An 11,918-nucleotide genomic window follows, 5' to 3' on the forward strand; every position below is an offset into this window, starting at 1 on the left:
AGGCGAAAAACCTCGGTTATTGTAGCAAAAGCATCATCAATACCAATGCTTAATACTCATACAAATCATGCTTCAACACAAAGGGGGGATTTTTCTGTTGCTGATGCCACAGGCTGGTGACATCAGGACCGCCGAGGGAAACAATTTGATTGCGAAACGCCGCGCTGCTCATCGATTCTCGCGACAAAAGCATTCGCTCAAGCAATGGATACGTCACGCCTGAGATCACTTCACACTGGGAATGTTTATGGCTCATCAATGCCGCCGCGCGATAAGGCGCAGCACCTGGAATATCCGTCAGGAATATCACACCCTCGCCAGAATCGGTGTCATGCAGGGCATCGCACATCATCCGACTTAACATATTTGAACTCAGTCCACGCCAAAACCCTACCGCCCGGCATTGCGCCTGCGAGCCGAACTTTTTTTCCAGACGATGCAGCATATCCTGTGCCGTATCGTCATGACAGGTAATCACCCAACCTAACATTGCCTACCTCCTTAGCAGACAAGTAGTTTATCAGGGTGATAAATACATAACGGTGATAAACATCAAAAGTCTTCCTCTCCCGGTCCGGGAGAGGAAGAAAGAATCAGCTACGTAACCCACGTCCGCGTTGAATCAGATACCAGCAGAGTAAATAAAAGGCGGCAATAAACACCACCAGCACGCCAAAGGTCGTGACCAGCGGTACATCATGAATGCCGAGGAAACCGTAGCGGAAACCACTGATCATGTAGACAATCGGGTTCAGGTGCGACAGTCCCTGCCAGAACGGCGGCAGCAGCGTTAGCGAGTAGAACACGCCGCCCAGGTAGGTCAGCGGTGTCAGCACAAAGGTCGGGATCAGACTGATATCGTCAAAGGTTTTGGCAAAAACCGCATTCAGCAATCCGGCCAGCGAGAACAGGACCGCCGTCAGGACGAGCGTAAGCGCCACAAAGACCCACGAATGTACCTGAAACGGCACAAAGAACAGGGAGATAGCGGTCACCAGAATACCTACGCACAGCCCGCGCGCCACGCCACCACCGACAAAACCGGTAATAATGACGTGCGTCGGTACCGGCGCGACCAGCAGTTCTTCAATGTTGCGTTGAAACTTGGCGCTGAAAAATGACGACGCGACGTTGGCGTACGAATTGGTAATGACCGCCATCATAATCAGCCCCGGTACGATGAACTGCATATAGCTAAAGCCGTGCATTTCGCCGATGCGTGAGCCAATCAAATTACCGAAGATAATAAAATACAGCGTCATGGTAATGACCGGTGGGACCAGCGTCTGGATCCAGATCCGCATAAAACGGTGGATCTCTTTCGCCCAGATGCTTTTCAGTGCGACCCAGTAAAGCTGCATCATGTGCGATCTCCTTGTTTGTCATGCACCAGAGAAACAAACAGCTCCTCCAGTCGGTTCGCCTTGTTACGCATACTCAATACCTGAACGCCCTGGGCGCTCAGCTGGGAAAACACGCTGTTTACCCCCTGCTCTCTCAGCACTTCGACTTCCAGCGTGGAAGTATCAACCAGACGGTATTGATAGCCCTCCAGTTTGGGCAACGGGCTTTTCGCTGCTAAATCGAGAATAAAGGTCTCGGATTTCAGTTTGGAAAGCAGGTTTTTCATCGACGTATTCTCCACCAGCTCACCATGCTGAATAATACCGATATTACGGCACAGCATTTCCGCCTCTTCGAGGTAGTGGGTGGTCAGAATAATCGTCGTGCCTTTGTCGTTTAAATCTTTTAAAAATCCCCACATTGAACGACGCAGTTCGATATCAACGCCCGCCGTCGGTTCATCGAGGATCAGTAGCTTCGGCTCATGCATCAAGGCACGGGCGATCATCAAACGTCGCTTCATACCGCCGGACAACATACGCGCCCGTTCGTTACGTTTTTCCCACAGATCGAGCTGTTTTAGATAAATTTTGCTGCGTTTTACCGCCTCTTTATACTCAACGCCGTAATAGCCCGCCTGGTTCACCACGATCTGCTGCACGGTTTCAAACGGGTTAAAGTTAAACTCCTGCGGCACGAGCCCAAGCTGGCGTTTAGCGTTAACCGTATCTTTTTCAAGATCGTAGCCAAAGACGCTCACCCGCCCTGAGGATTTGTTCACCAGCGAGCTGATAATCCCGATGGTGGTGGACTTTCCTGCGCCGTTAGGACCTAAAAGCGCATAAAAATCACCCGCTTCGACTTGCAAATCTATGCCGCGTAGCGCCTGAACGCCACCGGGATAAGTCTTTTTAAGTTGTTGAAGTTCCAGAGCAATGGTCATGGTTTTTTACTTACCTTACATTCTAATACTTGATATTTGGTTTTAATAAATCAGGAGTTACCCTATATTAGCGCAACGCAATTTACTGGGTTACAGCCTCCATGAAAGACATAGATACACTTATCAGCAACAATGCACTATGGTCAAAGATGCTGATAGAAGAGGACCCCGGATTTTTTGAAACGCTGACGCATGCGCAGAATCCGCGCTTTCTATGGATTGGATGCTCCGATAGCCGCGTTCCCGCGGAACGTTTAACCGGTCTTGAACCGGGCGAATTATTTGTTCACCGTAATGTTGCCAATCTGGTAATTCATACCGATCTGAACTGCCTCTCAGTGGTTCAGTATGCGGTTGATGTGCTGGAAGTGGAACACATTATTATTTGTGGGCACTACGGTTGCGGTGGCGTACAGGCCGCCATTGAAAACACAGAATTGGGACTGATTGATAACTGGTTGCTGCATATCCGCGATATCTGGTTTAAACACAGCTCGCTGCTCGGGGAAATGCCGCCGGAGCGTCGTATTGATACACTGTGCGAGCTGAATGTCATGGAGCAGGTCTACAACCTGGGCCACTCCACCATCATGCGTTCAGCCTGGAAGCGTGGTCAGAAGGTCACTATTCACGGATGGGCCTACGGTATTCATGATGGCCTACTTCGCGATCTGGACGTGACCGCCACCAGCCGTGAATCCCTGGAACAGCGCTACCGACAGGGGCTGTCGAACCTCAGCCAAAAGCACAGTAACCATAAGTAACGCAACATTGCCGGGGGGCGGCTACGCCTTACCCGGCCTACAAAACGCTCACCATCAGGCACGTTCGCAGTTTTACTCGTCCAGCAGTACCACTTTGCCAACATACGGCAGATGGCGATAACGCTGGGCGTAGTCAATGCCATAACCGACAACAAACTCATCCGGAATGGAAAAGCCGATAAATTCGACTGGAACATTCACTTCACGACGGGAGGGTTTGTCCAGCAGCGTACAAATAGCCAGAGATTTCGGCTCGCGCAGGCTGAGGATTTCACGCACTTTTGACAGCGTGTTACCGGAGTCGATGATATCTTCGACAATCAGTACATCTTTACCACGAATGTCTTCATCCAGGTCTTTGAGGATTTTAACATCACGGGTAGTCGACATGCCGCTGCCGTAGCTTGAGGCAGTCATGAAGTCGACTTCGTGGGAGACATGCACTTCACGGCACAGGTCTGCCATAAACATAAATGAGCCGCGTAACAGACCAACCAGCACCATGTCACTGCCGCTGTCCTTGTAACGTTCGTTAATCTGACGCCCGAGTTCAGCAATGCGCGCTTTGATCTCCGCTTCCGGGATCATGACTTCTACAGTATGTTTCATATCTCTAACCATATGATTTAAAAACAAATCACTCAATGCTCACTCTTAATAAGACAGCATCTAAGCGCAAGGTACGAAGTATACCAGTAAAAGCCTTTATTCGCGGCATCTGTTGTCCTATGACGGTATCTTTACCCCACACCAGAACAGAGAACATGGGTCTTCCCTGGCCACCCTGAGCAAGACTCAATAAAAATACCCGCTATTTACTGCGGGTATTTTATTGCTCTCAGATTTTTGACAACAATCACTTATCAAATTTAAGCGACATTAACGATGCTTTCGCCACATCCTGATATTGTTCAACCAAATCTTTGGTCATATTAAAAGCGACCTGCACGGCTTTATCTTTTTCCGACGTTACCAGCATCATATTCAGGATTTCGGTATCCGGCGCCTGGGAGCGGAAGGTAATTAGCCAGGCTTTATGCCCATCCACGGTCACGGCTTCCGCCTGCGGTTTGAAGTTAGTCAGCATTTTTAGCATCGCATCTTTCGCTTGATCCAACTGTGATGCGGGCAACGCGCTGCGCCCGGCGGTCATCCCTAAAGAGGCCTTGCCACGCTCGTCGCCATAAATAACCTGCGGACGATTTTCCGAAGGGTACTTAATTTTCGCCATTTCGTCGGACATTGGCGTCAGCGTTTGCGGAATTTCGATACTCAAATTGAGCTGCGGGATATTCTGGCGTTGCATTTTCATTTCGGCATGCGCTGAAATCGCCACCATCATGACAAAAGATGCGGTGAGTACCTTGCGGAAAAGATCCATTCTAACCTCATGATTTATTATTAATCATATCAGTATATCCGCCGCGCTAATGAATGAAACGGTAAATGCCCATTTTAAGAACATCCTGTTTTACCGGATGGCAAAAATGCCATCCGGTCATTTTGTTACACGGTAAAGCCGAGCATCATGCCGGTGTCTTCATGCTCTAACAGATGGCAGTGCGCCATATAGGCATGCTCTTTCGGTGCATCGTGATCAAACTTCACTAATACTTCGCTGACGCCGCCTTCAACACGAACAGTATCCTTCCAGCCCGCACGGTGCGCCGCCGGTGCTTTACCGTTCTCAGACAGAATGCGGAATTGGGTGCCGTGAATATGGAACGGATGCAGCATCATGTCGCCCTGCCCGGAAATCACCCAGCGTTCGTGCTGACCTTTCGTCGCGGCAAACATCGGTTTATTCATATCAAATACCTGGCCATTAATGCGGTTGGCATTATGGAAATCGAACGTCCCGCCGTGGTCCATGCTACCCATATTGCCGTGATTCATATTACCGTGATTCATGTTGCCATGATTCATTTTACCGTGGCCCATCTCGCCATTATTCATATGCCCCATCATCTGCCCATGCCCCATGCCTGCCATGGCCTGGTCGCCATATTTCTGCATCAGCATCTGCATGCCCATCATGTCGAGCATCGGGTCCATAGACAGCTGCAGCCTGCGCACCGTCAGTCCTTCCAGTGAAGGCAAGGCTGGCAGGGTGGTCAACGTGTCTGGCAGCGTACCGGAAGCGGTGATACGCAACGGCTGAATGCGCATCACCGGATGCGGCTTATCAAAGGGCGCAATCGCCATCCCCATCTGGCTCACCGGCAGCGTGACCAGATCAAAAGCTTTGCCATCGCTGATATCCACCAGCACTTCAAACCGTTCGCCCATCAGCATGGGCAGCTCGGAGACTTTCACCGGCTCTGCCAACAGTCCGCCGTCGCTGGCAATGACGTACAGTGGACGGTTGTCGCTGGCCGCCACGTTAAGTGAGCGGGCGTTACAGCCATTCAGCAAACGCAGACGCAGCCAACCGCGCGGCGCGGCATGCTGCGGATACATCGCCCCGTTAGTCAGCAGCGTATCGCCAAACCACCCGACGGCGGCGGTCATCATATCCAGCTGATAGTTAATTTGTCCGTCTGCGGAGAACTGTTTGTCCTGAATAATCACCGGAACATCATCAATGCCCCACTGTTTCGGCAACAGCAGTTTGTGGATGTCCTCATCTTCAATCAGCACCAGTCCGGCCAGCCCCATCGCCACCTGACGACCGGTTTTGCCGTGCTGATGTGGGTGGAACCAGCAGGTCGCTGCCCGTTGTTCGGGCGTGAAGGTCACAGAACGTTTCCCGCCCGCCTGAATAACCCCTTGCGGTCCGCCATCGACGTCACCGGGAATTTCCAGGCCGTGCCAGTGCAGCGTCGTCTCTTCGGCCAGCTGATTATGGATATCAACGGTGACCGCTTTACCTTTCTGCAGTTTCAGCGCCGGTCCCAGTAAATTACCGTTATATCCCCAGGTGGTCGCGGTTTTACCTGCAAAGGTCGACTGCCCGGCTTGAACGATCAACTGTATACGATCGGCAGCATCTGTCGTTAACAGATCAGGGATAGGTAACGCAGGACGCTCAGCAGCGAAAACCGAACGGCTCCAGAGAGGTAACGCTGACGCGACGCCCAGCGCCACGGAGTACTTTAAAAAGTCACGACGTTGCATAATCACTTCCTTATATTCAGCAGCTTAAGCAGGCTATCTTTTAAGCATAAGCCTTCCCCTTACGGGAAGGTCAAGTGAACCGCTGATAATAAAGGTCGTCGCTTCGCTCGCAGTGTGCTAACGTTTAAATTCCGTGATGCAGTGGTAGAAGCAATGAAGACGTTTTTCAGAACAATTTTGTTCGGCAGCCTGATGGCCGTATGCGCAAATAGCTACGCGCTCAGCGAGTCCGAAGCCGAAGATATGGCCGATTTAACGGCAGTGTTTGTCTTTCTGAAAAATGACTGTGGATACCAGAATTTGCCCAATGGGCAGATCCGTCGCGCACTGGTCTTTTTTGCCCAGCAGAACCAGTGGGACCTCAGTAATTACGACACCTTCGACATGAAATCACTCGGTGAAGACAGCTATCGCGATTTAAGCGGTATCGGGATCCCGGTTGCCAAAAAGTGCAAAGCGCTGGCGCGTGACTCCCTGAGCCTGTTGGCCTACGTTAAATAATGTGATGCCGGATGGCGTTGACCGGCAGCGTCAGCAAAACCGACTTCACCGCGTTATCCCCCTGTGTCACCCGTAGTACCGCTTCGCCCAACTGTCGCCCGACCTCTTCGTGATCGACGGTAAACAGGCAGGCGGACGACATCACCCGTGACGAAAAGTCGCTGCTCGCCGTGGCGCACAGCATCGACTTTTCATCCAGACCGCAATCAGGCAATCCAGCCAGATAATGGCAGGCGCCCATCAGCAGAAAGTCGTTAATAAAAATAATAAAGTCAGGCTTTGCATTTTGCTGCATAAACTTCTGCATGGCCTCCTCACCAGATGACTCAGCAACGGCACCAAAGAAAATCAGCCCGTCGTTCGGCGTTTGTCCACTTTCACGCATTTCCTCCAGACAGCCGTCAAGAAACTGCAGCCCATGCATGCTGTCAGCACCTAGCGTCGCAACAGCAATACGCTTTGCCCCCTGACGCAGCGCAAAACGCACGCACTGCCGCCCCATCTCTTCATGGTGGAAATCGACCCAGTTAAAATGCCCTTTCAGCACCCGACTTTGTCCCATCGTGACGAAAGGAAACCGTCGATCGTTCAGCAATAAAATCCGCTCATCATCAATACGCGTATCCGTCAGGATGACCGCATCCGCACGGTTTTGCTCAATGATTTTTTGCAACAGTTGCTGCTCCCCCTGCCGATCTGTGGTGATGTGGATGACAGGATCGATACCGCTGGCTTTCAAGCTGGACTGTAGCCCTCTGGCAATACGCATAAAAAATGATGCGGTATGAACGTTGCCGCCGTCTGCGGCAGGCAGCAGCAGCGCCACGGCCCCCACCTTACCGCTGCGCAGATGCCGGGCGGAAGCATTCGGCCGATAGCCCAGTTTTTCCGCCGCCTCCAGCACTTTTTTCCGCGTATGGTTACTGATATCGCTTTTGTTATTCAACGCCTTCGAGACCGTCGCCGTAGAAAGATTCAGAAACTCAGCAAGTTCTTTAATATTCATTTTTCCGCATGGACTAAATTGCTTCAGACAAGGATATTTCTGCAATCTAAACCATTAATTTCCCGATGACAATAAAAAATCATTTTAACACAACATGATTATGTTGAAGAGATCACAATTACGTAGGAAAAGCCATTGCTATCGTTATTTTTCAGATCTAGCATAAAATAATACGAAATCGATTAAGTATTTTTTTAAGACACCTACAAACAAAACTAACAAAGGTAATCCCTATGCAATTAGATAGCCCGCTTCCTGTTGCGGCATCCGTCAATAAAACACGGCCACAGGTGATTTGGATTTGTCTGTTAGCGGCTCTCGCCGGTTTGTTATTCGGCCTGGATATTGGCGTCATCTCCGGCGCACTCCCGCTTATCGCCAAAGAATATCATCTACTTGATAACCAACAAGAATGGATCGTCAGCTCAATGATGGTCGGTGCCGCAGCTGCAACCCTGTGCAGCGGCTTTCTGGCGTATCGATTAGGGCGTAAATATGCCCTGCTCATTGCCGCTGGCTCATTCTGTATCGGTGCCATTATCTGTACCTGTGCCGTCAGCGCGGATATGTTGATCGCCGGTCGCTTAATTCTCGGTGTTGGCCTCGGCGTCGCCTCTTACGCAACGCCGCTTTATCTTTCTGAAATCACGCCAAAAAATATCCGCGGTGCGATGATTTCCGCTTATCAGTTAATGATTGCTCTCGGAATTTTAATCGTCTTTCTGACCAATACCGCCTTCAGCTACAGCGGCAACTGGCGTGGAATGCTGCTGGTTGTGGCTATCCCATCACTGGTTTTCCTGTTTGGCGCTTTGTTCCTGCCTCGTAGCCCACGCTGGCTGATGATGCATGGCAGAGAAGAGGATGCCAGAGCCGTATTGCTGCGCCTGCGCAACAGCCGCGAAGAGGTTGAAAGCGAGCTGCAGGAAATTAAAGAACAGCTTAAAGTTAAACAACACGGCTGGCATTTATTTAAAGAAAATAAACACTTTCGCCGTAGTGTCGGATTAGGGATCGTCCTGCAAGTCATGCAACAGTTCTCCGGCGTCAATGTGATGATGTACTACGCGCCGCGTATCTTCCACGAAATTGGCTTTAGTTCTACAGCAGACCAAATGTGGGGAACGGTAATCGTTGGCCTGGTGATGACGGTGGCGACCTTTATCGCCGTCGGTTTTGTCGACCGTTGGGGACGTAAGCCTATGCTGTATGTTGGTTTTATCACCATGGGCATTGCGATGAGTGTGGTAGGCTCACTACTGGGTGGTGATGCGTTATCGGTGATGGAGAAAGGCGTCACCGTGGCGATGCTGCTACTGTTTATCGTCGGTTTTTCTATGTCAGCAGGCCCGCTAATCTGGTTATTATGCTCCGAAATTCAGCCATTAAAAGGGCGTGAATTTGGCATTACCTGTTCCACATTTACCTGCCATATCGCCGGGATGATTGTCAGTGCAACCTTCCTGTCGCTACTCAATACATTAGGTAGCGCCCACACGTTCTATCTATATGCCTTATTAAACCTTACTGCCATTATCATTATTTATTTCTTTGTTCCTGAAACAAAAAACATTTCACTAGAAAAAATTGAACAGAATCTAATGGCAGGAAAAAAATTACGCAACATTGGCCGATGATAAAATGGAGTATCGGACATGAGTTTTATAGAATTTACTGAAGATAATTTGTATATTTCTTTTTCGCTTAATGAAAAACAGCAAATTTATATTAGCCGGTTTTCAACAACCAGAGATTGCGCGGTGCACGGGGAGTTTCCGCTGGTACAGGTACATGCCAGCGGCTACAACCAAAACGATCACCATGCCCGCAAACATACCGGCAGCGAGCCGGGTTCATCGTTACGCTACCAGTCCCATTGTTTTAGCGAAAATGAGCGGGGAAAGAAGCTTGAAATCAGCCTTAACGGTGATGCGATAGCCGTAAGCTGGCACCTTCAGCATTTTCGCGACACGCGTACGGTGCGAGTCTGGTGCGAGGTACGCAATGATTCCCCTGAGCACCTCGGACTGGAATATGTCAGCTCCTTAACGCTGTTTGCCATCAATAGCCAGCAATGGGAAAAAACAGCACTTCTGCACTTGCCGCATAATAACTGGTACGGCGAGGCACAGTGGAAGAGTCGCTCACTGCCGGACCTCGGACTGGATAAAGTGAACCATTTTTCACTCGATCGTCTCTCGGTTGAGAGTACCGGAACCTGGTCCAGCATTGGCTATTTGCCCTGCGCCGCTTTTGAGGATACCGCAGCTGGCACCACGCTACTATGGCAGATTGAACACAGCGGCTCATGGCAGTGGGAAATTGGCGATTTACGCGACCATCTCTATTTGCAAGTCAGCGGCCCCACCGAGAATGAAAGTCATTGGTGGAAAAATCTCGCTCCGGGAGAAACCTTTACTTCCGTACCGGTCGCCGTTGCGCTGGTTCAGGGAGGGTTGCAAGAAGCGCTACGGGAAATTACCCGTTATCGACGAAAAATACTACGCCCGTCGGCGGATAACCAGTGGCTCCCGGTGATATTCAATGACTATATGAACTGTCTTTCCGGCGATCCAACCACCGCGAAGCTGCTGCCACTCATTGACGCCGCCGCAAATGCGGGATGTGAGTACTTTTGTATCGACTGCGGCTGGTACTCTGATGGTGAATGGTGGGACGGGGTCGGCGAATGGCTTCCCGCACCAACACGCTTTCCCGGAGGGATCCGTGAACCGCTCGATTATATTACCGCCAAAGGCATGAAATCGGGGTTGTGGCTGGAACTGGAAGTGATGGGGATTGCCTGCCCGCTGGCGCAATCCTTACCTGATGCGTGTTTTTTCCTGCGCCACGGCAAACGGGTTATTGACCATCAGCGCTATCAGCTGGATTTTCGCCATCCTTTAGTGCTGGAGCATGCCGATCGGGTTATTTCCCGTCTGGTCGAGGAATATGGCATCAGCTATATCAAAATGGATTACAACATTAATGCGGGTATCGGGACAGAGTACGCAGCCGACAGCCCCGGCGACGGATTGCTACAGCACAATAGGGCTTATCTTAGCTGGCTGAAAAACATCATGGCTCGCTACCCGCAACTGGTGATTGAAAACTGCGGCAGTGGCGGCTTGCGCATGGACTATGCGCTTTTGCAGCAGCACAGCATTCAATCCGTTACCGATCAGACCGACTATCGCTTAATGGCCTCGATTGCCGCCGCTGCGGCCTCGGCGGTAACGCCTGAACAGGCCGCCATTTGGTCTTATCCCTTACGTGAAGGCGACCGTGAAGAAGTGGTGATGAACATGGTGAATAGCCTGCTGCTGCGGGTTCATCAAAGCGGGCATCTGGCGGAACTGAGCGAAGAGCGTTTCGAACTGATTCAGGAAGGGATCGCACTGTATAAATCGTTTCGCCAGCAGATCCCTCACCTCGAGCCGTTCTGGCCTCTTGGCATGCCCTCTTTCGCGTCACCGTGGCTGGCATTTGGTCTGCGTAACGAAAATGAAGCCTGGCTGGCGGTCTGGCGTATGGAAAGTGAGCAGAGTTCAATCACGCTACCACTCGGTGGCGTCACGCAGGCAAGTTGCGTTTACCCGCACTTCGCCAAAGTGCTCTGTCAGCCAACGATCAACAAACATGAATTAATGATTTCACTACCGGAGAAACTGACCGCCAGATTGTTTCATCTCACTTTTGCCCACTAAATGAAAACCGCCTCCCGACAGGGAGGCAGTCATTATTTCTGCTGAACAAATTCGCGGTATGCCGCCACCACCTGCAGGAAATCTTCGACGCCGCACAGAGACAAACTCTCTTCGTCGTAGTAGTTCATCCCTTCTTCCATTTCGTCGCCCGTAAACTCCAGTTGATTGGCACGCACCATGACTTCTTCGCCATCCAGCCAGAGCGTGTACTCATGCCCTGCCCGCTGCCAGGAACGCTCACTGCCTTTTACCGCACGCGCTGCTTGTTCCACTTCATCCAGTAAGGCTAGGTTTTCTTTCACTTCTTCATTAAACCAGTGCCCTACCACTTCGTGGCCCATGGACATACGCACTTTTACCACTCCGGTAATATCGCGCAGAAATTCGTAATCCATAATGTGTTCCTCTGCTCCCGGCAATGCGCCAATACCGCACTGCACCTTGCTGTAATTATCGCAGCAGCGCGGCAGAAAAAAAGCGTAACGGGTATAAGGAATCGAAATAAAAATGCCCGAAGAAGTTGACCTCTCCGGGCA

The 11,918-nt window shown here is 50.8% G+C and carries 12 protein-coding genes; 4 read left to right on the forward strand and 8 right to left on the reverse strand.

The annotated features are described in order from the left end of the window. Nucleotides 1–49: 49 nt before the first annotated feature. From FDW95_RS19065 to FDW95_RS19075, 3 genes are all read right to left on the reverse strand, one after another. Complete coding sequence (locus FDW95_RS19065; RefSeq protein WP_115259434.1) at nucleotides 50–490, reverse strand: PTS sugar transporter subunit IIA; 441 nt, start codon at nucleotides 488–490, stop codon at nucleotides 50–52. Between the two features lie 103 nt (nucleotides 491–593). Next, on the reverse strand, nucleotides 594–1,364 hold the full coding sequence (locus FDW95_RS19070) for an ABC transporter permease (protein ID WP_096758268.1): 771 nt from the start codon (nucleotides 1,362–1,364) through the stop codon (nucleotides 594–596). Further along, nucleotides 1,361–2,287 carry an ABC transporter ATP-binding protein gene (locus FDW95_RS19075; RefSeq protein ID WP_115259435.1) on the reverse strand — a complete coding sequence of 309 codons (927 nt, stop codon included), beginning with the start codon at nucleotides 2,285–2,287 and terminating at the stop codon, nucleotides 1,361–1,363. The genes FDW95_RS19070 and FDW95_RS19075 overlap by 4 nt, the downstream gene beginning before the upstream one ends. A 101-nt stretch (nucleotides 2,288–2,388) precedes the next feature. Here FDW95_RS19075 and can point away from each other — a divergent pair, with 101 nt between their 5' ends. Next, nucleotides 2,389–3,051: a carbonate dehydratase gene (can, locus tag FDW95_RS19080; RefSeq protein ID WP_096758270.1), complete on the forward strand. Its 663-nt coding sequence runs from the start codon at nucleotides 2,389–2,391 to the stop codon at nucleotides 3,049–3,051. Between the two features lie 72 nt (nucleotides 3,052–3,123). Here the strand turns inward: can and hpt are convergent, their stop codons facing one another. From hpt to cueO, 3 genes are all read right to left on the reverse strand, one after another. Continuing rightward, entirely contained in the window at nucleotides 3,124–3,660 is a 537-nt protein-coding gene (gene hpt, locus FDW95_RS19085) for a hypoxanthine phosphoribosyltransferase (protein WP_003018658.1), read from the reverse strand. 247 nt (nucleotides 3,661–3,907) lie between these two features. After that, nucleotides 3,908–4,432, reverse strand: coding sequence for a hypothetical protein (locus tag FDW95_RS19090; protein ID WP_096758271.1), 525 nt, complete (start codon nucleotides 4,430–4,432; stop codon nucleotides 3,908–3,910). A gap of 125 nt (nucleotides 4,433–4,557) precedes the next feature. Beyond that, nucleotides 4,558–6,168, reverse strand: a complete 1,611-nt coding sequence (gene cueO / locus FDW95_RS19095) for a multicopper oxidase CueO (protein WP_115259436.1) — start codon at nucleotides 6,166–6,168, stop codon at nucleotides 4,558–4,560. A 153-nt stretch (nucleotides 6,169–6,321) separates the two neighbouring features. Here cueO and FDW95_RS19100 point away from each other — a divergent pair, with 153 nt between their 5' ends. Next, nucleotides 6,322–6,669, forward strand: coding sequence for a YacC family pilotin-like protein (locus FDW95_RS19100; RefSeq protein WP_096758273.1), 348 nt, complete (start codon nucleotides 6,322–6,324; stop codon nucleotides 6,667–6,669). Here the strand turns inward: FDW95_RS19100 and FDW95_RS19105 are convergent. Beyond that, complete coding sequence (locus FDW95_RS19105; protein WP_115259437.1) at nucleotides 6,662–7,675, reverse strand: LacI family DNA-binding transcriptional regulator; 1,014 nt, start codon at nucleotides 7,673–7,675, stop codon at nucleotides 6,662–6,664. The two genes, FDW95_RS19100 and FDW95_RS19105, sit on opposite strands and share 8 nt — an antisense overlap. A 233-nt stretch (nucleotides 7,676–7,908) precedes the next feature. On the opposite strand from FDW95_RS19105, the gene FDW95_RS19110 reads away from it, so the two are divergent. Both FDW95_RS19110 and FDW95_RS19115 read left to right on the forward strand, forming a co-directional pair. Then, nucleotides 7,909–9,312: a sugar porter family MFS transporter gene (locus tag FDW95_RS19110; RefSeq protein WP_115259438.1), complete on the forward strand. Its 1,404-nt coding sequence runs from the start codon at nucleotides 7,909–7,911 to the stop codon at nucleotides 9,310–9,312. An 18-nt stretch (nucleotides 9,313–9,330) separates the two neighbouring features. Next, nucleotides 9,331–11,382 (forward strand): glycoside hydrolase family 36 protein, encoded by a 2,052-nt coding sequence (locus tag FDW95_RS19115; RefSeq protein WP_170973032.1) that lies wholly within the window; start codon nucleotides 9,331–9,333, stop codon nucleotides 11,380–11,382. A 32-nt stretch (nucleotides 11,383–11,414) separates the two neighbouring features. Here FDW95_RS19115 and yacL read toward each other — a convergent pair whose 3' ends face one another. Further along, nucleotides 11,415–11,777: a protein YacL gene (gene yacL, locus FDW95_RS19120; RefSeq protein WP_096758276.1), complete on the reverse strand. Its 363-nt coding sequence runs from the start codon at nucleotides 11,775–11,777 to the stop codon at nucleotides 11,415–11,417. Nucleotides 11,778–11,918: the final 141 nt, after the last annotated feature.

This window comes from Citrobacter sp. wls718, assembly GCF_005280945.1.
GTDB lineage: Bacteria > Pseudomonadota > Gammaproteobacteria > Enterobacterales > Enterobacteriaceae > Citrobacter > Citrobacter gillenii.